This window comes from Chitinivorax tropicus (assembly GCF_014202905.1).
Lineage (GTDB): Bacteria > Pseudomonadota > Gammaproteobacteria > Burkholderiales > SCOH01 > Chitinivorax > Chitinivorax tropicus.
Genome location: NZ_JACHHY010000009.1, coordinates 144538 through 168490 on the forward strand (window position 1 = coordinate 144538; position 23953 = coordinate 168490).

The 23953-nt window shown below is 56.1% G+C and carries 19 protein-coding genes; 18 read left to right on the forward strand and 1 reads right to left on the reverse strand.

What is annotated here, in order from left to right; translation table 11 throughout:
• Positions 1-7: 7 nt before the first annotated feature.
• The 11 genes from HNQ59_RS08990 (at position 8) to HNQ59_RS09040 (ending at position 12109) form a co-directional block, all read left to right on the forward strand.
• On the forward strand, positions 8-1615 hold the full coding sequence (locus tag HNQ59_RS08990; protein WP_184037991.1) for a carboxyl transferase domain-containing protein: 1608 nt from the start codon (positions 8-10) through the stop codon (positions 1613-1615).
• A gap of 11 nt (positions 1616-1626) precedes the next feature.
• A complete protein-coding gene (locus HNQ59_RS08995) occupies positions 1627-2205 on the forward strand; it encodes a GNAT family N-acetyltransferase (protein ID WP_184037995.1) in 579 nt (192 codons plus the stop codon).
• 4 nt (positions 2206-2209) lie between these two features.
• Positions 2210-2998, forward strand: a complete 789-nt coding sequence (locus HNQ59_RS09000) for an enoyl-CoA hydratase/isomerase family protein (protein ID WP_184037998.1) — start codon at positions 2210-2212, stop codon at positions 2996-2998.
• 233 nt (positions 2999-3231) lie between these two features.
• The gene (locus HNQ59_RS09005; protein WP_184038001.1) at positions 3232-5235 is read left to right on the forward strand and encodes an acetyl/propionyl/methylcrotonyl-CoA carboxylase subunit alpha; all 2004 of its coding nucleotides are present in this window, start codon (positions 3232-3234) and stop codon (positions 5233-5235) included.
• 3 nt (positions 5236-5238) lie between these two features.
• Positions 5239-6144 carry a hydroxymethylglutaryl-CoA lyase gene (locus HNQ59_RS09010; protein WP_184038003.1) on the forward strand — a complete coding sequence of 302 codons (906 nt, stop codon included), beginning with the start codon at positions 5239-5241 and terminating at the stop codon, positions 6142-6144.
• 56 nt (positions 6145-6200) lie between these two features.
• Complete coding sequence (locus tag HNQ59_RS09015) at positions 6201-7298, forward strand: anhydro-N-acetylmuramic acid kinase (RefSeq protein WP_184038006.1); 1098 nt, start codon at positions 6201-6203, stop codon at positions 7296-7298.
• Positions 7299-7563: 265 nt separating this feature from the next.
• Positions 7564-9438, forward strand: coding sequence for an MFS transporter (locus HNQ59_RS09020; RefSeq protein ID WP_184038009.1), 1875 nt, complete (start codon positions 7564-7566; stop codon positions 9436-9438).
• Between the two features lie 128 nt (positions 9439-9566).
• Positions 9567-10139 (forward strand): TetR/AcrR family transcriptional regulator, encoded by a 573-nt coding sequence (locus tag HNQ59_RS09025; protein ID WP_184038012.1) that lies wholly within the window; start codon positions 9567-9569, stop codon positions 10137-10139.
• 164 nt (positions 10140-10303) lie between these two features.
• The gene (locus HNQ59_RS09030) at positions 10304-10960 is read left to right on the forward strand and encodes a YceH family protein (protein ID WP_184038015.1); all 657 of its coding nucleotides are present in this window, start codon (positions 10304-10306) and stop codon (positions 10958-10960) included.
• Between the two features lie 391 nt (positions 10961-11351).
• Positions 11352-11792: a ribosomal maturation YjgA family protein gene (locus tag HNQ59_RS09035; RefSeq protein WP_184038018.1), complete on the forward strand. Its 441-nt coding sequence runs from the start codon at positions 11352-11354 to the stop codon at positions 11790-11792.
• Positions 11789-12109: a tetratricopeptide repeat protein gene (locus HNQ59_RS09040; protein ID WP_184038020.1), complete on the forward strand. Its 321-nt coding sequence runs from the start codon at positions 11789-11791 to the stop codon at positions 12107-12109. Before HNQ59_RS09035 ends, HNQ59_RS09040 begins: the two co-directional genes overlap by 4 nt.
• A gap of 269 nt (positions 12110-12378) precedes the next feature.
• Here HNQ59_RS09040 and HNQ59_RS09045 read toward each other — a convergent pair whose 3' ends face one another.
• Complete coding sequence (locus HNQ59_RS09045; protein ID WP_184038023.1) at positions 12379-13137, reverse strand: DUF6861 domain-containing protein; 759 nt, start codon at positions 13135-13137, stop codon at positions 12379-12381.
• A gap of 626 nt (positions 13138-13763) precedes the next feature.
• Here HNQ59_RS09045 and HNQ59_RS09050 point away from each other — a divergent pair.
• From HNQ59_RS09050 to HNQ59_RS09080, 7 genes are all read left to right on the forward strand, one after another.
• On the forward strand, positions 13764-16178 hold the full coding sequence (locus HNQ59_RS09050) for a type VI secretion system Vgr family protein (RefSeq protein WP_184038026.1): 2415 nt from the start codon (positions 13764-13766) through the stop codon (positions 16176-16178).
• Positions 16179-16238: 60 nt separating this feature from the next.
• Positions 16239-16694 carry a DcrB-related protein gene (locus HNQ59_RS09055; RefSeq protein ID WP_184038029.1) on the forward strand — a complete coding sequence of 152 codons (456 nt, stop codon included), beginning with the start codon at positions 16239-16241 and terminating at the stop codon, positions 16692-16694.
• Positions 16695-16782: 88 nt separating this feature from the next.
• The gene (locus HNQ59_RS09060; protein WP_184038031.1) at positions 16783-21045 is read left to right on the forward strand and encodes an RHS repeat-associated core domain-containing protein; all 4263 of its coding nucleotides are present in this window, start codon (positions 16783-16785) and stop codon (positions 21043-21045) included.
• 8 nt (positions 21046-21053) lie between these two features.
• Positions 21054-21407, forward strand: coding sequence for a hypothetical protein (locus HNQ59_RS09065; RefSeq protein WP_184038034.1), 354 nt, complete (start codon positions 21054-21056; stop codon positions 21405-21407).
• A gap of 684 nt (positions 21408-22091) precedes the next feature.
• Positions 22092-22271: a DUF6881 domain-containing protein gene (locus tag HNQ59_RS19995; RefSeq protein WP_425491375.1), complete on the forward strand. Its 180-nt coding sequence runs from the start codon at positions 22092-22094 to the stop codon at positions 22269-22271.
• Positions 22272-22419: 148 nt separating this feature from the next.
• Positions 22420-22935 (forward strand): SMI1/KNR4 family protein, encoded by a 516-nt coding sequence (locus HNQ59_RS09075; RefSeq protein WP_184038037.1) that lies wholly within the window; start codon positions 22420-22422, stop codon positions 22933-22935.
• A 210-nt stretch (positions 22936-23145) separates the two neighbouring features.
• A complete protein-coding gene (locus HNQ59_RS09080; RefSeq protein WP_184038040.1) occupies positions 23146-23640 on the forward strand; it encodes an Imm26 family immunity protein in 495 nt (164 codons plus the stop codon).
• Positions 23641-23953 lie beyond the last annotated feature (313 nt).

Here is a 23953-nt window from a genome sequence, read left to right on the forward strand (position 1 = left end):
CTCCACCATGAATACGATCAAGAACACCATCAATAACCGCTCCGAGGCGTTTCGACAGAACCAGCTGGCGATGGAAGCGCTGGTCAACGACCTGCGCGACAAAGTTGCCCAGATCCACCATGGCGGGGGGGAAGATGCCCGGCAGAAACATGTCGCCCGTGGCAAGCTGCTACCCCGTGACCGGGTACGCGCCCTGCTCGACCCAGGCTCGCCGTTTCTGGAGCTGTCGCAACTTGCCGCCTGGGACCAATACGACAATCAAGTACCCTCAGCCGGGTTGATCGCCGGGATTGGCCGGGTATCGGGGGTCGAGTGTATGATCATCGCCAACGATGCCACCGTGAAAGGCGGCACCTATTACCCGATCACGGTCAAAAAGCACCTCCGCGCCCAGGAGATCGCCGCTTTCAACCGACTACCCTGCATCGCACTGGTGGATTCCGGTGGTGCCAACCTGCCCAATCAGGATGAAGTATTTCCCGATCGTGACCATTTCGGACGGATCTTCTTCAACCAAGCCAACCTCTCGGCCCAAGGAGTGCCCCAGATCGCCTGCGTGATGGGCTCATGCACGGCAGGCGGCGCCTATGTGCCCGCCATGTCCGACTACTCCATCATTGTCCGCAAGCAAGGTACCATCTTCCTGGCCGGCCCCCCACTGGTGCGGGCAGCAACCGGCGAGGTGGTCAGTGCGGAAGACCTGGGCGGGGCCGATGTCCACGCCCGTACCTCAGGTGTCTCCGACTACTACGCCCAGAATGACCGCCACGCACTCAGCCTGGCCCGGCGCGTGGTAGCTAACCTGAACTGGCGCAAACCCATGCCGCTCGCCACCAGGCAAGTCGAGGCACCGCACTACCCAGCCGAAGAGCTGTATGGCATCGTCCCTACCGACCTGAAAAAACCCTTCGATATCCGCCAAGTGATTGCCCGGATCGTCGATGGCAGCCGGTTTGACGAATTCAAGGAGCTGTATGGCACCACCCTGGTGTGTGGCTTTGCCCATATCCACGGCTACCCGGTAGGCATCCTGGCCAATAACGGCGTGCTGTTCTCCGAGAGTGCGCTCAAGGGAGCGCATTTCGTCGAGCTCTGCTCCCAGCGCGGCATTCCCCTGGTATTCCTGCAGAACATCACCGGTTTCATGGTCGGCAGCAAGTACGAATCAGGCGGCATCGCCAAAGACGGTGCCAAACTGGTCACCGCCGTGGCCACCACCCAGGTGCCCAAATTCACGGTGATCATCGGTGGCAGCTTCGGCGCGGGTAACTACGGCATGTGTGGCCGCGCCTACAGCCCGCGCTTTCTGTGGATGTGGCCCAATGCCCGCATTTCTGTGATGGGTGGCGAACAGGCTGCAGGCGTGATGGCGCAGGTGCGGAAAGACGCGCTGGAAAAACAAGGCAAAGCCTTGAGCGCTGAAGACGAAGACCGCATCAAATCCCCCATCCGCACCCAGTTCGACACCCAATCGCACCCTTACTATGCGACGTCACGCCTATGGGACGACGGCATCATCGACCCCGCAGACACCCGCATGGTGCTTGGGTTGGCCATCTCGGCCTCGTTGAATGCGCCGATAGAAGAGACCAGATTCGGTCTGTTCCGTATGTAAGGAATCCAACCATGGCCAGACCGCACGAATTTCCACCACAAGGGCCCGATTTTTGCCTGCCGGTACAATGGCACACCGATCAGTTGGTCTTCGAGCAGGCCACACTCAACGATGTGCCTGCCATGCAAAGCCTGTTCAATTCCAACGCCATGCTGGCGGATGTTGACCCTAGTTTTGGCGAATGGCCGGTCGAGGTCTACGATGAGCTGGTCGCGCAACAGAACGAGGGGATCGAGCCGACTACGCCGTTTGGCATCCGCTTGATCAAATTGCGCGATGGCACCCCTATTGGTTACTTCCATTACCGCTTCAATACCCCGGGTGACGGCATCTTCCATATCTCGATGTTCGTGCTGGGCCACGGCTATCAGGGCAAACAGTATGGCCGCCAGGCGCTGGCGTCACTGGTGGAGCAGGTGCGGCGGGATATCCGCATCCACAGCGCCTACGCTGAGGTCTATATCAACAACGATAGTGCGCTGACCTTCTGGTTCCGTCAGGGTTTCGACCGCATCATGCGTAAGCGCTCGCGCGAAGACCATGGCCAGACCTTCCGCAGCATGATCCTGTGCCGTTCATTCAAGGAGTAACGCCATGACCGATTCTGTCCTGCTTTCCATCGATGATCGGGGAGTCGCCCGGCTGCACTTGAATCGGGCTGAGCTGCACAACGCCTTCGATGACAGCCTGATCCGTGATCTGACCCACCACCTGCAACAGCTGCAAAGCAACCCTGCAGTACGGGTACTGGTGCTGTCGGCAGAGGGCAAAAGCTTCTCCGCCGGGGCCGACCTGAATTGGATGAAGCGAATGGCAGGCTACAGCGAAGCGCAGAACCTGGCCGACGCCATGGATCTGGCCGGTCTGATGCACATCCTGCATACCCTGCGCATACCAACCATTGCACGGGTACAAGGCGCGGCCTTTGGCGGTGGCGTGGGATTACTGGCCTGCTGTGATCTGGTAGTGGCCAGTGAGGCTGCCAGCTTCTGCCTGTCGGAAGTCAAGCTGGGTTTGATTCCCGCTGTCATCAGCCCTTATGTGGTCGGCAAACTGGGGGCCAGCCAAGCCCGCCGCTATTTCCTGACCGCTGAGCGCTTCGATGCCGCCACCGCGCATCGCCTTGGGCTGGTGCATGAGGTCACCACTGCAGACCATCTGGACGAACAGGTCAACAGCTGGATCAAGCTGCTACTGGCCAATGGCCCACACGCCATGGCGGCTGCCAAGCAGCTGATCGACCGTGTCAGCCACAGCGCCATCGATGATGCGCTGATCCATGACACTGCGCAGCGCATCGCCCATATCCGGGCCAGCCAGGAGGGCAAGGAAGGTTTGAACGCGTTTCTGGAAAAGCGTCCGCCAGCCTGGATCAGGTTGTAGGTAACACAGTCGCAAGGCCTGCCTCAATAGCAAAAGACGCGACCTGATGGCCCGTGCAAGCAGCTGACGGAACAGCCCCGCCTCAACCGAATCTGGCGCAGCATGCCAACAGCTGCTTGGCTGCACACGTAATCACCACCGCGAAAGCAAGTGTTCGCGAGCAGTACACCAGATCGCTCCCTGCGATACCCGCCAAGACGGGCACCAGCCCGCATACAGGATGGAAAGTAGACATGTTCGACAAAATACTGATCGCCAATCGTGGCGAAATTGCCTGCCGGGTCATCCACACCGCCCGTCAATTGGGCATCCGTACCGTTGCGGTGTATTCCGAAGCCGATGCGGCGGCCCGCCATGTCAAGCTGGCAGATGAGGCTTGGCTGCTGGGGCCCGCTGCGCCCAAGGCATCCTATCTGCTGGGTGACAAGTTGATCGACATTGCCCGCCAGACCGGTGCCCAGGCCATCCACCCTGGCTATGGCTTTCTGTCAGAGAATGAAGACTTTGCTGCCGCCTGCGAGGCTGCTGGCATCGTATTCATCGGCCCGCCTGCCAGCAGCATTGCCGCCATGGGCTCCAAATCCGCCGCCAAACAGTTGATGGAGCGCGCCCAAGTACCGCTGGTACCCGGCTACCATGGCGACGATCAGGACCCAGCATTGCTGGCCCGCGAAGCTGCGCGCATAGGCTTTCCGGTGCTGATCAAGGCCAGCGCGGGGGGCGGGGGCAAGGGCATGAAGATCGTCGAACATGCCGACGACTTTGCCAGCCAGCTGGCCTCAGCGCAGCGCGAGGCTTTGGCTTCGTTTGGTGATGACAAGGTGCTGGTGGAGAAATACCTGACCAAGCCACGCCATGTCGAGATCCAAGTGTTTGCTGACCAGCACGGGCAATGTGTATACCTGTTCGAACGCGACTGTTCGGTACAACGCCGCCACCAGAAAGTCTTGGAAGAAGCCCCCGCCCCTGGCATGAGCGAAGCACAGCGCCAGCAAATGGGCGACACCGCCTGCAATGCCGCAAAAGCCATTGGCTATGTCGGCGCTGGCACGGTGGAGTTCATTCTGGACACCTTGACCGGTGCGTTCTATTTCATGGAGATGAACACCCGCCTGCAGGTCGAGCACCCTGTCACCGAGATGATCACCGGGCAGGACCTGGTGGAGTGGCAATTGCGCGTCGCCTGCGGCGAGCCTCTGCCCTTGAGCCAGAGCACCCTACGCATCCACGGCCACGCCTTGGAAGCCCGCATCTACGCCGAGGACCCCACCAAGGACTTCCTGCCCGCCATCGGCAAACTGCAAGTGCTGCGCACACCCGCCACCAGCGCTCAGGTACGTATCGACAGCGGCGTGGTGGAAGGCGATGAAATCAGCCCCTATTACGACCCGATGATCGCCAAGCTGATCGTCTGGGGTGAAGACCGCCCAGCAGCGCTGCGCAGAATGCGTCAAGCGCTGGCGGAATACCGCATCGTCGGCCTGACCACCAACGTCGATTTCCTGGCCGCCACCGTGGCCCACCCAGCCTTTGCCAGTGGCGATGTTGACACCGGCCTGATCGCCCGCCACCGTGCGGAGCTGATCCCCGATGCCCTTGCCGCCAGCCCTCAGGTTCTGGCCATCGCCGCACTGGCGGAGCTGGCCAACATCGCGCAAATGGCCGAACAACGACGCACACACAGCGACGACCCCACCTCCCCCTGGAATGATGCTGCAGGCTGGCGGCTGAACGAAGCCACCCATGTCGAGTTGCATTTTAGAGACACGTCTGGCGACCGCGCTGTACTGGCACATTATCGAAATGGCGGATTTATCATTGAAATTGCTGAAGAAAAGATAATGTGTGAATTATTGCAGGCAACTGACGGCCAACTTCGGGTGAATCTGGCAGGCCGCCAGTTGACGGCTGACATCATTCACCATGAAAATGAGTTGCACCTGTTCGTATTCGGCCAGCACCATATCTTGCAACGTTTCGACCCAGTTCTGGATGGGCTCGACGAACAAGATGACGCAGGCAGCCTGCGCGCACCTATGCCCGGCACGGTCGTGGCGGTATTGGTTGCAGCAGGCCAGCCAGTTGAAAAAGGCCAGCCCCTGATCGTATTGGAAGCCATGAAGATGGAGCACACCATCGCCGCACCTGCTGCGGGCTTGGTTGCCGAGCTGCTGTACCAAGTGGGCGAACGGGTGAATGAAGGTACTGAACTGATCCTACTCAACACAGAAACGTAATCGATGGCCCTCCCAACCCGCGTCAAGATTGTCGAAGTCGGCCCCCGTGATGGCTTGCAGAATGAAGCCACCACGATTCCAACCGATGTCAAACTCACCCTGATCGACATGCTGGGCGAGGCTGGGCTTCATACCATCGAGGCGACGGCCTTCGTGTCACCCAAATGGGTGCCGCAGATGGCCGATCACGCAGATGTCATGCGCGGCCTCAAACGCCGCCCACATGTCGCCTACCCGGCGCTGGTGCCGAACATGAAAGGCTTCGAGGCCGCACTGGAAGCAGGTTGTGAGGAAATCGCCATCTTTACTGCCGCCAGCGAAAGCTTCTGCCAGAAGAACATCAATTGCAGCATCGACGAAAGCTTTGAGCGCTTTGCGCCAGTGGTGGACGCCGCGTTGGAGAAAAACATCAAGGTACGCGGATATGTATCCTGCGTGCTGGGCTGCCCCTATGAGGGCGATATCAAACCAGCGGCGGTTGCCGAGGTCGCGCAGCGTCTGCATCAAATCGGCTGTTACGAGGTCTCATTGGGCGACACCATTGGCGTTGGCACGCCGATTGCCGCCAAGAAAATGGTCGAAGCCGTCGCCAGACTGGTACCGCTGAAGCAATTGGCGGCCCACTTCCACGACACCTATGGCCAAGCCATGGCTAACCTGTTTGCGGTCATGGAGCTGGGCATCGCCACCATCGACAGCTCGGTGGGTGGCCTGGGGGGCTGCCCCTACGCCAAAGGTGCCAGTGGCAATGTGGCAACGGAGGATGTGGTCTATATGCTGCAGGGAATGGGGCGCGAAACCGGCGTCAATCTCAACAAGCTGATCGATGCGTCGGCCTATATCAACAGCTACTTACGGCGCACCCCTAACTCCAAAGTGGCGAATGCCCTGTTGGCCAAGCGCGGCTGACAGCCAACCCATCTGAACCCAGGCAGCAGGCAGGTGCCTGCTTGGCCACTCCGCACATGAACCCATCCACACACTACATTGGCCTGATGTCCGGCACCAGCCTGGATGGCGTCGATGCAGCCCTGGTCGATTTCCAGGCCGGCACACCTCAGTTGCAGGAAACCTATTACCTGCCCTACCCAGCTGATTTGGTCGCTGCCCTGCTGGCCATCCATGACAGCGGGCCGGACGAGCTTCACCGTGCGGCGCTGCTCAGCCAGCAGCTGGCCATTTGCTATGCCAATGCAGTACAGGGGCTGTTGGCCAAAGCCCAGTTGCCAGCGAGCGCAATCAAGGCCATCGGTAACCACGGCCAGACCATCCGCCACCGCCCAGAGTACGGTTATACCTTGCAACTGGGCAACCATGCCTTGCTGGCGGAGCGTGTGGGCATTGATGTGATCGCAGATTTCCGCAGCCGGGACATTGCCGCGGGCGGGCAAGGTGCGCCGTTGGTACCCGCCTTTCACCATGCGGTATTTTCCCTACCCGGTGAAACCCGCGCGGTACTGAACATCGGCGGTATCGCCAATATCAGCCTGTTGATGGCCGATGGCGAAATCAGAGGCTTCGACACCGGGCCAGGCAATCTGTTGATGAATGCCTGGATTCACCAGCACCGACAACAGCCATATGACGCGGGCGGACACTGGGCGCAGCAAGGCAAGGTGATCGAGCCGATGTTGGCCGACATGCTGACAGATCCATATTTCAAGGCGCCGATACCCAAAAGCACCGGGCGGGACTTGTTCAACCTCGCCTGGCTCGCTCGTTTCCAGCCTGATCACCATGCTGCGGTGGATGTACAGGCCACACTGCTGGCGTTGACCTGTCACTCGATTGCCGACAGCCTGCGTGCGCATGCGCCAGATTGTCATCACCTCTATGTGTGCGGCGGTGGTGCACACAATACGGCACTGATGGCTTCGTTACAGCATGCACTGCCACACTTGACTGTGCTCATCACCGACCAGCTGGGTATCGGGGTGGATTGGATGGAAGCCATCGCCTTCGCCTGGTTGGCCTACCGGTTCGACCATGGTCTGCCCGGAAACCTGCCCAGCGTCACCGGGGCAGATGGCTTGCGGCGGCTGGGCGTGCTGTACCCCGCCTGACCAGACAACCCATCACAGCGCCCGCCACTATCCACACACGCAGAGAAAAGTCGCATCGCAAGCTACCCAGTGGGCAGCATGCGGACTCATTGACGCAGCACCTCGTCGATGCAGCACTCTGAGCGCCCCCTGGAAAAACACCCGTCCCATCCAAATGCACAGATCGTATCTTTTTACGATACTCGACATCGGTAACCCAGCGGGGTGCGTGATTCACCACCCCTCCCTGCTATACTCCGACCAATTGCACTTCAGGAGCATCTCAATGTCTGGCGGCCAGTTCTCGTTGATGAAGACACAGCGGTTTCTTCCCTTGTTTGTCACCCAGTTCTTTGGGGCATTCAACGACAATCTGCTCAAGAATGCTGTCATCGTGCTGATCAGTTTTCATGGCATGCGCCTGTTCGGGCTGGCACCGGAGCTGACCATCCAGCTCACGGCTGCACTCTTCATCCTCCCGTTTTTCTTTTTCTCTGCAACCTCAGGCCAGCTCTGCGAAAAATACGACAAAGCACTGGTGGCCAGATTTGTGAAGCAGATGGAAATCGCCATCATGATGATCGCCGCTCTTGGCTTTTTCCTGGAAAGCGGCGCCATCTTGATGAGCACCATTTTCCTGATGGGTGTGCATTCCACCCTGTTCGGGCCGCTCAAATACTCGGTGCTGCCGCAATACCTGCGTGATGAAGAGCTGGTCGGCGGTAACGGTTTGATCGAAATGGGCACTTTTGTCTCGATCATACTCGGCCAGGTGGCGGGCACCGTGCTGATCGACGAATTCCATAGCCGGACGGCCATCGTAGGCGCTTTGATGCTCTGCGCAGTGGTGGGCTATCTGGCCGCGCGCCAGATGCCCCCCGCACCCAGCGCCATCTCAGATTTGCGAGTGGATTTCAATTTCGTCCGCCAGACCTTCGCCATCATCGGCCACGCCAAGCAAAACCGCGCAGTCTGGCTGTCACTGCTGGGCATTTCCTGGTTCTGGTTTCTGGGCGCGATCTATCTGTCGAAACTGCCGACCTATGCCTCTGAGGTGCTGGGTGGCAAGGCCAGTGTCTATACCCTGCTGATGACGCTGTTCTCGCTTGGCGTGGGGCTCGGCTCGGTGCTATGTGAAAAGCTCTCCGGACGCAAGGTGGAGCTGGGTCTGGTGCCATTTGGCTCGATCGGACTGTGCCTGTTCGGTATCGATCTGTATTTTGCCACGCCCGCCAAGGCGCTCAGCCCAATGGGCTGGTTGGAATTCGTCAGCGATGCCAGCCATTGGCGACTGATGGCCGACTTTACCCTGATCGGGATCTTCGGTGGCTTTTACATCGTACCACTCTATGCCTTGATCCAGTCCCGGTCAGAGCCCACCTTCCGCTCGCGCGCCATTGCCGCAAACAACATCCTGAATTCCCTGTTCATGGTAGTCTCCGCGCTGTTCGCAGGTGTGCTGGCCGCCTTGAAGGTGGATATCCCGACTGTGCTGCTCAGCGCCGCATTGCTCAACATCGTGGTGGCACTCTACATCTACAGCCTGCTGCCGGAAATCCTGATGCGGTTCGTGGTGTGGATACTGACACACCTGATGTATCGCGTGAAAGTCGATGGGCTCGATCACATTCCAGATGAGGGGCCATGCGTACTGGTATGCAACCACGTCAGCTTCATGGACGCCCTGATCATCGCCGGGGCCTGCCGCCGCCCAGTGCGGTTTGTGATGGATCATCAAATCTTCAAGATCCCGGTCATCAGCTTCGTGTTCCGCACCGCCCGCGCCATACCCATCGCACCATCCAAGGAAGACCCAGAGATGAAGGCCCGCGCCTTTGACAAAGTGGCAGAAGAGCTGGCCAATGGTGAAGTGGTATGCATCTTTCCGGAAGGCAAGATCACCTACGATGGCGAGATGAATCCATTCCGCAGCGGCGTTGAGGACATCGTCCTGCGCACGCCCGTGCCCGTGATCCCCATGGCGCTACGCGGGATGTGGGGCAGCTTCTTCAGCCGCAAGAATGGCCCGGCCATGCAGCGCTTCCCACGTCGGTTCTGGTCGAAGATCGAGCTGCTGGCCGAGCCTGCCATCGCCCCCGCCCAAGTCACCGCAGCCGGGCTACAGACACAAGTAGCCCGCATGCGGGGGGACTGGAAATGAGTAGTACCCAGCGGCGGCGGCCAGCCTTTACCCGCCTTGCCTTTCAACAAAGCTCCACATGAGCCAGAAACTGCATTAGGATTAACGCGGATGCGCAATCTTGCGCTTGCTTGATAGACTCTTACCCCATGCAAAATACACTTGACAAGACTAGGCGTGATGAATTGATCGACGCCGCATCCCACCTGTTCCGCAGCCAAGGCTACGAACGCACTACCGTGCGCGATCTGGCCCAGGCGGTTGGCATGCAATCCGGCAGCTTGTTTTACCATTTCAAGAACAAGGCAGAGATCCTCGAAGCCGTGATGGCCAAAGGCGTAGCCGACATCACTGCGGTAGCAGAATTCGCCCTGGAAGGCGTGACCGAGCCCAAAGAAAAGTTGCGAAGGCTGGTCACCGGCCACCTTACAGCGCTGCTGGGCAGCAGCCAACATGCCCTGGAAGTACTGCTATATGAATGGCACAGCCTGTCAACCGAGGCTCGTGATCGCATCGTCCAGCTACGTGACCGCTACGAAACGCTCTGGCAACAGGTGCTGGATGAAGCCGCCACTGCAGGTTTGGTACACCCGGATACGACCTTCCTGCGGAAAATGATATTCGGTAGCCTGAACTGGACTGTGCAATGGTATCGCCCGGATGGCAGCATGAGCATTGAGGAAATGGGGGATCGTATGTTGAATCTGATCCTCCGTGGCTGATCTGCGGCCATAGATTCTGTTGGTACCCGTCGGTATCAACAGAGCCTGGCAAGATCATCCCGCCGCCCCGTCGCTGGTGAATTTGCGATCAAATCATCACCAGTCATACCACCCAGGCGGGCGACAGGTCATAATAGGCATTGTGTTCTTAAACCGACAATGCCATGTCCAATCATCCATTCCCTGAGCTGACCCTGGTCGAAGCGCGCATTCTGGGCGTTTTGGCAGAGAAACAGAAAACTGTTCCTGACACCTATCCTTTGTCGTTGAATGCACTGCTGTCCGGCTGCAATCAAAAGACCAGCCGCGACCCGATCATGGAGTTGACGGAGGCGAGCGTGGCCGAAGCGCTGGATAATCTACGGCATCGTTCGCTGGTGATTGAATCCAGCGGGGGTCGGGTGGCCCGCTATGCACACAATATCGATCGTGTATTGCAGATCCCTGTGCAATCACTGGCTATCCTGACCACCTTAATGTTACGCGGCCCACAGACAGCGGGCGAGATCCGCCTCAACAGCGAGCGCCTGCATCGGTTTTCTGACATCTCGGCAGTCGAAGGCTTTCTGAACGAACTGGCGGAACGCAGCAGCGGCAACCTGGTCAAGGAGCTTCCCCGCCAACCCGGTGCCCGGGAAAACCGCTGGGCACACTTATTATGCGGCGAGCCAGCAATCGAATTGACCAATGCGATCAGCACACCTGCCAGTGCCCACACCAGCGAGCTGGCTGCGTTACGTGCAGAGGTGGATTCGTTACGTGAGACGGTAAGCCAACTACAGGCTCAATTGACCAAAATCAGCCAGGAACTGGGTTTATAGGAAGCTGTTAGCAGAACGGACGGGGGCCTGCCTGGTGGCAGATATCCGCGTGCCATAGGCATGGTTTTATTGTTGTCAATGCCCAGCATGCCCCTACTCCGCGAGGCCGTCACCGTCCATTGAGCGATGTTTGGCAACCATCCCTTCCATATGCCGCCCATTCCAATTCCACTTGTCATCAAAAATACTCAGACACTCGGCCTCTCCCCGAATGGCGTCATAGCAAGCCATTCCATGGCAAGCGCTGAGTCAGGCCACCTCCACATCCAGCAGAAAAGCGCAATATTCCGGCCTTCATCTCATTCGACCGCCGCCCCTGCCCCGCCGAGAGCAACTACCCAATACCGCCAGTAGCCGGTATGCTTGCCGGTTCGTTTCAAGGAAGATCACCATGCCCATATCAGGACGCGCCATCTATCTGTTACTTGCCCTATTGGTCTTCCTAATTGAATTCGCCATCGCCAAAGGCTGGATCGGCGGCATGTTCATACGGGGCAGTGTGGGCGATATCCTGGTCATCATACTGATACATTGCGTATTCCGTGGCATCAGCCAGGTATCGGTCAGTGGAGCGGCCATCACAGCCTGCGCATTGGGTTTTCTGGTGGAAGGCCTACAGGCAATACACCTCGCTGAGCTACTGGGTTGGCCCAAGGGCAGTGTCGCCTATATTGTGCTTGGCAATACGTTCAGTATTAGTGATCTGGCGATGTATGTCATAGGGGCGATATTGGCATACACACTCGATCAGACCCTACTGCAGAAATGGTTGAATCCAGCCCAGCCCTCCCCCATCTCCTCATCATCTACTGCTCAGGAACACAAACCATGATGATCGATGCACTGGAAAAACTGCTGAACGGCCCACGTGATGGTGCCTTGCTGCGCTTTTCACTTGGCAACGCTCATTTGCAGGCAGGCCATTTGATGGAAGCGATTCAATATTTTCAGGACACCTTGGCACACGACCCGCACTATTCCGCGGCGTGGAAAGCACTGGGAAAGACGCTGACAGCGGCAGGCAAGCCAGATGCAGCACTGGAAGCCTATCGGCAGGGCATACAGGTAGCTGAGGATAAAGGCGACAAACAAGCCGCCAAAGAGATGCGAGTTTTTGCCAAGCGGATTGAGAAATCCGCCCCAATCTGACCCACCTAATCACACCCCCACCCCTGGCAAGCTCCCCCTTACCATCTGGTGAAGCTGGCGGCAGGCTCGCCAATCCCATAGCCAAGCCAGCCCTGCCCGTTTAGGGCCTATTCTTGATGAGTCTCTTATTCAAAGCAGTGGATAAAGCGTCCAATCCCGGATGATCATCGTGTTTTTATTCCAAATCATTCTGGGTTAGCAGCGTAAATTTTTGAGTTGGGGTAGCTTTCAATCTGGCTAGCGGTCCGACGATCACAAGCCCATACGATTCATATTGTTACCAAGGCCATGCGTTGGCCTGCCACCCAATCCGCGAATGGCTGGCCCAGCCCACCCTGACGCAACTGGGTCAACAGGTTTTGAGCCTGCTCCTGGCCCAGGGCCGCCTGCATGGATTGCAACACCTGCTCGACCACAAGCAGATGCCCGTCGGCAATCGCATGGCTGGCGTAATCCAGTTGGGTATCGCGCCACGCCACCATCTCGCTCGGCAGCTCCCCAACACACCAGCTTTTGGCAAAGCCGATGGTGTAATGGCTCCGCGCCTGATGCCACGTCACATCAGCCTCTGTTGGCTGAAACGCCATCCCAAGCAGATCCGCCACCATGGTGCCAAAAGGATCCCCCGATGCCACCCCAGATGCCCACAGCTGTATGCCAGACACGCTGCCCATACCATGTGACAAAATCGTCAGCCCCCCGACCGCGACTGCAAGATGGCGCAGCAATGCCTGCCAGGCAGACCACGCCGCCTGCCAGTCCAGATCCGGCCACTGCTTCTGCACGGCTTGTTCCGCCAGGCGTTCAGCATCGGTCATCGCCTGCCAGACTGTTCTGGCTGAGCGGATCAGTCGCTTAGTGGAGAGATTGCGTTCCAGCTGGCTTTGCCATTCATCGTGCAAACCCGGCACAAACTGGGCGATCTGCTCCCGGATGCGCATCCGCTTGCCCATGTCGATCTGGAGATAGCGTTCCTGCCACTCATCCAGCCAGGCCAAGGGCTCCATCAAATTCAATTGTCGAGGCATGTTCGCGGCACCTTGTCGATTTTTCCGATGATGAACCCAGGGGCAGCGGCCACTGCGTCACGATCCAGATAAGTGGAGCATGATAATGGCACCCGGGCAGCTTTATATTCTACCCCACCCCATGCACGCGGTATATTTTAACTTGAAGACATATAAAACATATAAACCACGTAAATCGCATATTAAAGAAACACTCCTCCTATATTGACCACCATTTGCCACATCACCCGCCACACTACCCATGCTGCCCTAGTGCTGGCTTGCCCAGCCAGCATCATGCCAGCAGTCGAATATGCGCATGTACAACCGCACAGATAAAACTGGGCAAATACCCTTGCGCGATCTCTTTTTATGATTTTTTTAATTAAATTACTCAAACACATAGATAAATATCAAAGCATATGCACACTTGCCGACCCGCATATCAATCGATACAATATTATGACAACAAAATAAATATGCCAATTCAAATATAATCACTCATCAACCTAGTGCGGATCGCAGGCCGATCCCTTCTGGCTGCACCACTGAATACACATGACAAGGTTTTCGCAGATCAAGCGAACCATCGGATTCATGACAGCCAGGGCACACTCTGATCAATCAACTGGTGTTTTGGAGCAATCTTGGCTGATTCACATATTCCACACATGCCACCCTCGCTGGTTGAGCCAACCTTGCCAGCGGAACTGGGACTGGAGCAGGCGCTGCCGGCGATTCCAGACGATCCATCAGCGCTTGTCAGGCAGGCCATGGACACGGGCTTGGCGCAGGAGGCTGGCGCGGTCAAAGAGCAGCTGGCCGATGCGGCTACAGCGGGTATGGCTGCCGCCAGCACGATCACATCTGGGCAGCCGCTGACAGCTGCAACCAGTCTGGCGCAAGCGGCGGGCGTCGATCCTCGCGCCTTGCAGGCGGTTTCATCGCTGGCTGATCTGGCAACGGCCTCAAGTACCAACGCCCTGTCCGATATGGCCCGCTCGCTGGCATCAGACCTACCCATGGCAGATGCCTTGCCGGTTTCCGAAGCCATCGAGCCAATCGCTGAAAAACTGCATATTGCCGAGCACCCGCTGGCTGGCAGGGCGGTGATGGACTTCGCCTCGTCAGACATCCCATTCCAACCGGCTCCGGCGGTGGCCAAGGCAGCGCTGGCTGGCAATGGCCAGATTCCCAGCCTGACCCAGGACAATCGGCTGATCCGTGTCCATGGGCTGCCGGAGGGATGCAAACTTGCCATCGCCAGTGTCGCTGGCGAATCAGCCATCTCCGACACCTATGAGTTCCGGCTGGATCTGCAATCACCACGTCACGACATCGACCTCAAAGAGGTCATGGGCAAGAACGTGACCGTGGCCATCTCATTGCAGGATGGCAGTGAGCATGTCCTGAATGGCTATGTCGATGCATTCGCGTTTCGCCATCACGATGGCAGCATGGCGGTATACGACGCCCGGATCGTTCCCTGGTTTGCCACCCTGGCCCATCGCATCAACAGCCGGATCTATCAGGAAAAGACGCCGCAGCAAGTTCTGGAGATGCTGTTCAAGGAAGACTACCCAGGTTTTGCCGATTATCGCTTTCAACTTCAGAAGCAATACCCAGCCGAAAGCTACATCGTGCAATATGGTGAAAGCGACCTGCATTTCGCCAACCGGATCATGGAGCGGTTTGGTCTGTTCTATTACTTCGAGCACCGCCCCGACGGCCACACCTTGGTGATTGCCGATGACTCGACCAGTGCTGGCTGCTGCCCACCGCAAGCAGACCATCCACGTATCCGTTTCAATGGCGGCAACCGGGTCGAGGCCGAGGATTGCATCAACCATTTTGCAGCCCGCCGTGAGCTGCAACCATCCAAGATCTCGCTGAACACCTTTGATTTCAAAGCCCCGAACACCCCGCAATATCTGGAAGAACCAACCATTGCCGAGCAAGGTGCCATCCCCCGGCTGGAGGTTTACGATGGCAACCCAGCCTTTGGCTACCGCAACATCAGCGATGGCGAGCGCGAAGCCCGGCTCCGCATGGAAGCCTGCGAGTGGCAGGCAAAGCTGTTCAGTGGTCGATCTGAATGCCGTGGGTTGGTGGCAGGCCAGACATTCGAGCTGCTGGAACATCCCTGGTTTGGGGCCGCTGGTGGTGACAACCAGTTTCTGGTGCTGAGCATGCGACTGGAAGCACACAGCAATATCCGTGATGGCCAGCCACATCTTGTCTATCAGAACGGGTTCAACGCCATCCGCCGCAAGATTCCCTATCGCCCGATCCGCCGCCATGAGCGACCCACCATGAAAGGGCCGCAGACCGCAACAGTGGTGGGCCCGCAAGGGCAGGAAATCCACACTGACCAATATGGCCGGATCAAAGTGCAATTCCACTGGGATCGGCATGGCCGCCATAACGAACGCAGCAGCTGCTGGATTCGCGTCAGCCAGCCCTGGGCGGGCCAGGGCTGGGGCACAGTGGCCATTCCCCGTATTGCCCAGGAGGTGATCATCGACTTTCTGGAAGGCGACCCGGATCGGCCCATCTGTACAGGCCGCCTGTTCAATGCCGACCAGCCAGCACCCTATGCGCTACCAGCAGGCGCCCACATGATGGGCTTCAAGAGCCGATCCACACCCGGCGGCGGTGGGTTCAGCGAAATGGTGATCCACGATACCAAGGGCAATGAACTGATCAATATCCATTCACAGAAGGATATGGTCACCACGGTACAGCACAACAAACGTACCGTCATCAACGGCCCGGAACACACCATCAATGTGACGAAGGGATTTCAACACACCGAAGTCAAACAGGAGATCACCGTCAAATCGACGGACGGCCCGATCGAGATCACATCCGCAACCCAGCATGTCCACATCAAAGCGGCCACCACCATCACACTGGAAGTCGGGGCCAGCAAGCTGACCATGGACAAAGAGGGGAATATCAGCATTCAGGGGGTCAATATCTCGGTGAACGGCAGTACGATCACCTCGACTTCGACCGATCAGCACACCATCCAAGGTGCGCCGGTCAATATCAATAAATAGGACAACCACCGCATTGCCCCACACCTGTGGGGCAATGCGGGCTGATCAACACCCCGACATATGAACGAACACGATATCGAACGTTACCACCTGCATGAAGGCAGCATGGCCCTGCCCGCTGGCTTTGCCGATCGAACAGCCAATCTGTTCATCATGCCGGACCGCACCAGCAGTGCACCCAACCTGAGTATTGCCAGGGATCAGATGCAAGCGGGTGAAGATTTGGCCCGTTATGTGGATCGCCAGCTTGGCATCATGAAGGCCAAGCTGACCGGACATAGAGTGGATCGCCGGACACCATCCACGCTTGGCCAAGATGGGCAGGCCATCACAGGTGAGCAGATCGATGCCCACTACAAAAATGGCAAGCTGACCATCTGGCAGCGGCAAGCGGCGTTTTCGATCAGCGGGCCGCGTGTGTTGATCTTCTCGGCCAGCTGCCCGCATGCACTTGACGAGCAGTTCGATACGCTATGGCGGGCTTGGCTCGACAGCTTTGTGCCACGCCCTGAATAGCGTGCTGCTCATCATCCCAGGGTGGGTCGAGATGAACCATCTCAACATGGCCAGACCACGTTGATCAATCATTGAAGGCGTATAAACGATGTATGAAGCGGCCCGAGTAGGCGACCCGATCAGCCACACCAGCGCCCTGGCCGGTTTCCTGATAGGTGCGCTGTTAGGCGTAGCACTCATTGCTGCAGTTGCTTTTGCAACCTTCACCTGCGGCTTTGGTGTCGCTCTATTGGCGGGTCTGGCTGCCGGGCTGGGGGCACAGGGGCTATTGGCGGCAGGGGAAGCCATCGGGCGGGCCATGCGGACCGTCACTGGTGCGATTGCGACAGGCAGCCTGGATGTCTTCACCAATCTCAGGCCCGCGGCCCATGCCATTCGCAGCACGGTCGGCTGCAGCAAAGATACACCAGTGCAATTCATTGCCGAGGGCTCCACCAGTGTCTTCATCAACAATCAGCCGGCAGCCCGCAAGGGGGATCACACCACTTGTGACGCAGAAGTCGATGACGGCTCCCCCGATGTCTTCATTGGTGGTGGCACGGCGCAGTACCTGCCCATCGAGCGGGAGATTCCGGACAAATACCGCACCTATGTCGATTGGGCATTCGCTGCCGCCGGGCTGGTGGGTGGCCTGGCGGGGTTGGTACGCAAAGCAGCTGGCGCCCCCTTGCGCGCCCTGCTGCCTTGTGCGGGCAGATACATTGCCGGCTATATGGCCGGTGAAGCCCTCTCGCGTTATGTCGTCGCCCCGGCCATTAGCCGCGCCTGGGGCGCATTGACCGGCCACCCGGTCGAGGCGACGACCGGCAGAAAACTGCTGCTCGCACAACAAGAAATCGACGGGGTGGTGGATGACCTGTTACCCATCATCATCCAACGCTTCTACAGCAGTGGCATCGCCACATCCGGTCTGCTGGGCCAAGGCTGGCGAATGCCTTGGGACATCACCTTGCATCAGGCGGGTGGCCGTATCATCTACACTGATCTGCAGGGCCGCGAAACCGCTTTTCCATGGGTGGCCCCAGGTGAAAACAGCTTTTCCGCTGCGGAACAGAAATTCCTCACCTGCCTGCCTGACGGTCGTTACCTGATCCATGATCTAGACCAAACCTATCTGCTGTTTTCGGCACTCCCTTCCGATGGCCAACCAGCAAGGCTGGCCCGACAGGAAGATGCGCTAGGGCAGGCACTGGCCTTTATCTACGATACAGACAGGCTGGTATCGATCACGACCCCAAATGGCGACGAATTACGCTGCCAATATCATCACTCCACAGGCCGGTTGGCGGCACTCATCCACTACCCCGCCGCAACAGATGGCGCGCTGTCGCCTAGCACGCTGGTTCGTTACGAGTATGACCACAATGGCCAGTTGAGTGCGGTCTACAATCAGCAGAACCAGCTCACACGCCGATTCAGTTACGAGAATGGGCTGATGGTGCAGCAGCAGGATCAGCTAGGCTTCACCTGCCACTACCGCTGGGAAAACATCGGTGGCCAGCCCCGCGTGATCGAACACACCACCAATACCGGCGAACACTATCAATATCGATATGACCCAGCCAACCGCCAAAGCTGGATGACTGACAGCCTAGGCCGCACTGCCCACTGGCAATACGACGAGCATCATCAGATCATCGCCTATCAAGACCTGGATGGCAGCGAATACCGCACACAATACAACGACGACGGTCACCCGACGCAATTCCAACTACCCGGCGACCGCCAGCTGCAGCTTGAGTTTGACGCCCTGGGTCGCATCCAACGTGAAATCGACCCACTTGGGCAAGTCACCCAATACCAATACCACGGCAACACCCGTCAGATCACCCAATTGAGACTGCCGGATGGCGGCGACTGGCAAGCAGAATACGATGTACATGGCCGCCTGATCCGCCAACAAGACCCACTGGGCCATGCCGAGCACTATGAATATGACCGGGCATTTCAACCCAAAGCCCATATCGATGCACGAGGTGGCCGCCGACAGTTCTTCTGGACCGCTCGTGGCAAACCACAACGACAAGTTGATTGCTCCGGCAAGACCACGCACTTTCACTACGATGCCCAGCATCGGCTGATCGGCGTGACCGACGCCCTGGGACAGCAGACGCACTATCAACGGGACGAGGCCGGACGAATCACCCGCATCGAATTGGCGGATGGCAGCAGTGAGCTGTTTGAATACAGCGGTAGCGGGCTGCTGAGCCGCTATCTTGACCCACAGCGGATGGAGCAACAATGGCAATACGATGTGCGGGGCTTGTTGATCTCCCATCGCAATGTCTCCCACCACACCACCCGCTATGACTATGACGCCTATGGCCGTTTGACCAAGCTGACCAACCCCAATGGCGCAGCCTATCGCTTTGAATACGACGCAGCCGACCGCCTGATCAGCGAACACCGCCTGGATCAGCTCAGCAAACATTATCAATACCATCCGGCGGGCTGGCTCTCTGCCGAAACCACCATTGGCCAAGCTGCAGGGCAATCGTTGTCCAAGACCGTGCGACTCACCCACGACCTGCTGGGCCGATTGATCAAGCGCGAAACCGGCACTGCCGTATTCGGTTATACCTACGACCCGCTGGGCCGCCCCCTGCACCTCCACCGCACCCCTACCCCTTTTGGCTTGCAGATGGGGGTTCAGCCAGATGCCATCCAGTTCGAATACGACGCAGCGGGCCAGCTCACTCAGGAGCATGGTCGCCATGGCCGGGTGCAGTACCAACATGATGAGCTGGGCAACCTGATCCAACTGATGCTACCGCAAGGCCACCAGCTCGGTTTCCTACACTATGGCAGCGGGCACCTGCATCAGATCCGGTTCGATGAGCGCGTCATCACCGACATCGAGCGGGACGACCTGCACCGTGAAACCCTGCGCAGCCAGGGCCGCCTGCACACCGCATTCGGCTACGATGCCCTGGGCCGCAAACAATGGCAGAGCAGCGAATGGCGCCAACCAGCGCCCCTCCCGGCCATGCCAGAAGCACCTCTACCCCAGCCCGGCAGCGGGGTGCTGTGGCGGCAGTATCAATACAACCAGCGTGGTGACCTGCTCCAGCAGCGCGATGGCCTGCGCGGCCAGATCGAGCTTCAATACAACCCGGCAGGCTACTTGATCAGCCGCAGAACCGAGGCCCCCTTTGGCCAGAGCCATCTGCAACGCTTTCAGTACGACCCGGCAGGCAATCTGCAAGGCAGCGAGGGCCTTGTCCAAGACAATCGGCTGCGTGTCTATCAAGACCTGCGGTTCGATTACGACGCCTATGGCAACCTGATCGAGAAGCGCAAAGGCAGCCACACCACCTTACGGCTGGTCTATGATGCCGACGACCAGCTGCTGCTGACCGAACAGACCTGCCACGACACCCGCACCATCACCCGCTTCGATTACGATGTGCTGGGGCGGCGCATCGGCAAGACCGTCTCCAGCCAATCCACACTCAAGCCTGGCCCCGCCCACACCCACAGCACCACCCGTTTCATCTGGCAGGGCTTACGCCTCCTGCAGGAGATCCACACCCCAGGCACCCAGGCGGAGATCACCCACACCTATGTCTATGAAACCGACCAGCGCTACAGCCCACTCGCCCGCATCGACCAGTGGCAGGACAGCACCAGCGATCACGCCAGCACCCAGCTCTACTACTTCCACACCGACCAGATCGGCACCCCGCAAGAGGTCACCGATGAAGCCGGACAGCTGGTCTGGGCAGGCCGCTACCAAGCCTGGGGCAAGCTGGAGGGCCAGCACACCACCAGCGGCCAAAGCACCCTCACCCAGCCACTACGCTTCGCAGGCCAATACGCCGACGACAGCACCGGGTTACACTACAACACCTTCCGCTATTATGACCCCGATGTCGGGCGATTCATCAACCACGACCCCATCGGCCTGAATGGCGGCTTCAACCTCTATGCCTATGCGCCCAATCCCACCGGGTGGATTGATCCGTGGGGGTTGGCCACTGTTGATGCAATATTTGAGATGGCTGGTCAAATATTTACTGGAGTCAATCCAACGGAGCGGACGCCTCGTGTTAATGGTTCTACAATTCCTGGATTGGCTGGCCCCAATAGCAGTCGCTTCGATATGCACGCAGAAATCGATGCAATGATGAAAGCCTATGATGCTAATTTGCGGGGAGGAAGAGGTGTGTTAACAGTAGAAGGTCTTGAAGTTTGTGCTTTTTGTAAACGAAGCATCAAAAACATGGCAAAGGCATTGAATCTTGATGAATTCATAGTGCATGAAATCAGCAGCGGGAAAACTTACACATTCACTGGCCGTGATTTGAATAAGATCCGAGAAGGTGGAAAGGGATTTAAAGGAGCATGCTAGGATAAATCATGAAAACAACTCATGTTAAAGCAGATAAAGAATTTGAAGATGATGGATTGTATTGCATAACCATTTGGGTAGAGGAATTCCCACCAAGATATATATCCATTTCCTACGATGAGATCGAAGAACCAGAATCTATATATATAGAAGCAGAGGATCAGAAATATGGATTTAAAGTACCATCAATCGACCTCACCCTAAATGATTCGTCATTAAAAATTGGGCTTGGTAATGATACAGCCTACCATTTTCACTGGACGAATCAGCGCTGTATCACCATCACCTTGACCGCAGAAGAAATAGAAGAAATCAAACCCACACTTCACCATATCCAGCAAAAATCTGGTCAAAATTCATAGCCACTTTGAATTAGAAAGCGCCCCCGACGTTTTCATCGATGGGGGCAAAGGATAGTACCGCCTCATGAAGAAACATGTTAATGACCTCAAAATCAAAAGCACAAAGCTGGAACACCAAGCCAAGAACAATGCTGAGAGATATAAAACTTGGTGACATCTTCTTATTTTAATTAGCTAGCAACGCCTACGGATCAGGGGGGATTATTTCCCGCCAACAGATTTGGTCACGTTGCAGAAATTTTTGATGTTACTTTCCCATCTCCAGATGTTTCCATAGAAGAGATCATTAACAATAAGCGGTTACGAGCAATAATATTGGACTCATATGGACTTTTCGACAGAAGATCCAATGGGAACTGGCAAATAATCGGCCACGACAGCAGCTACAAACAAGATAATCTAGATAATATATTTTTCTGATATGGAACAGGACCAGGGATAAAAATAGTCGATGCACTTGACATGGAAAAGCCTGGAACAAAAGACGACCCATTGAAATACCCACCATACTCACCCTACGCCGATATTCATGCAAGGACAAGCTATTTCCCAAGCATGCTTAATATTTATTTACGCAAGGAACCAATAGTGAAACACCTAAAAATCAAATGGAATCACCATTTCGCTGATGAACCGATTTTGTTATATAGCGAATTGAATGATGACAGCTTGTAAATTAGAAAGATAGAGATTTTCCCAAACGGCGAATATGGCTATGCCTATGACGAAACAACCAAAATCTCAACACAACTTTCAGAAACAACAATTCCTTCAATAGATGAAATTTCCGAAGACCCACAATTTCTACCCGAGATTATAAAAAAAGAAGAATTTGAGGGCGTTTGGATAAAGGCCACTAAATAACCCCCTCAACACGCCCCATGACAACAAAACGTGGCACCACCATTAAAAGAGCAATGCCACGCAAGAATTCACAAAAAATTCATGATATTTTTACGCACAGGGGTAGCATCTCCAACATAAAAAACAACTGTTAAGCAAGGAGGTAAACATGGCCATCAAATTCAATCTCGCTCTAGATACTTCAGAGATACTTTCTCTGGAGAAAAGTCTTGGATTTACACTTCCATTAATCTATAGAGATTTTCTGATTAAAACAAATGGCATATCCATCATCCCACCAAGCTTTTCTAATATTAAATTCGATAAAGTTGAAAATGGTGAAATTTCATTTTCATATCTCTTCGGCCATGCACTGGCAAATACCAGCCTTGACATTTTATCCACCCACCGTGAAATTGGAGATGAGATAGATTTCCTGGAAAACCCCGTCATAATTGGAGAGGATGGCGGAGGAAACTTTTATGTAATGCTTTGCAGAGGGGAGTCGAGCAACGTCTATTACTGGGATAGAACACACCTCCACGCAGAGGATGAGAACTTGAAGTACGATATTGCAGAGGTGGGTGAATGTGGGCATCTTTATTTGGTTTCCAATACATTCAATGACTTTTGTAACCTCATCTCCGACTCTTTAGGCGGGTCACCATTGACGCCATCACCATAAAAGAAATGTATTATTGGGCATTGCCAATCTAGCAAGCTCCAATACACCTCTGCAGACTACTTGATCAGCCGCAGAACCGAGGCCCTCTTTGGCTAGAGTCATCTGCAACGCTTTCAGTACGACCCGGCAGGCAATCTGCAAGACAGCGAGGCAGCAATATTTCGAAAACGCTTATCAAGAAAATAAAAACTCATTTAAAAGAAAATGCCAATGACCTCAAAATCAAAAGCTCAAGGCTGGAACACCAAACCAAGGACCATGCTGAGATATATAAAACCAGGTGATATTTTCTTATTTGAGCTAACCAGCAGTGCATATGGAGCCGGCAGAATTCTTTCTGCAAATAGTCTGGGCCACGTTGCTGAGATTTTTGATGTTATATTTTCAACTCCAAACATACCCGCTCAAGATATTATTACTCACGAACGACTACGAGCAATCATATTAGACTCATACGGGCTTTTCGATAAAAAAATCTATGGAAACTGGCAAATAATTGGTCACGATGACAACTTCAAGCAGGACAATCTCGACAAAATATACTTCTCTTACGGAGAGGGAACTGGCATTCGTGTAATTGATGCTCTTGACAATGAAAGACCCGGCACGCAAGAAGATTTGGATAAATATCCGGCCTATTCACCTCATAGTGATTTTCATGTAAGAACTAGGCTTTTTCCGGATTATGCTCAAAAGAAGATATAAATCTGATCATACCGGCTATACCTCGTCCCCGCAGGTATAGTAAGCCGCAAACAATGGCAGAGCAGCGGATGGCACCAATCAGCGCCCCTCCCGGCCATGCCAGAAGCACCTCTACCCCAGCCCGGCAGCGGGGTGCTGTGGCGGCAGTATCAATACAACCAGCGTGGTGACCTGCTCCAGCAGCGCGATGGCCTGCGCGGCCAGATCGAGCTTCAATATGACCTTTCCCCGTTAGGTATCCCAGTCTTTAATTAGCAACCTGGGTCCTCTGTTGGTGGTACTTCTGCCGGAATTCTTCCGGCGTTAAATATCC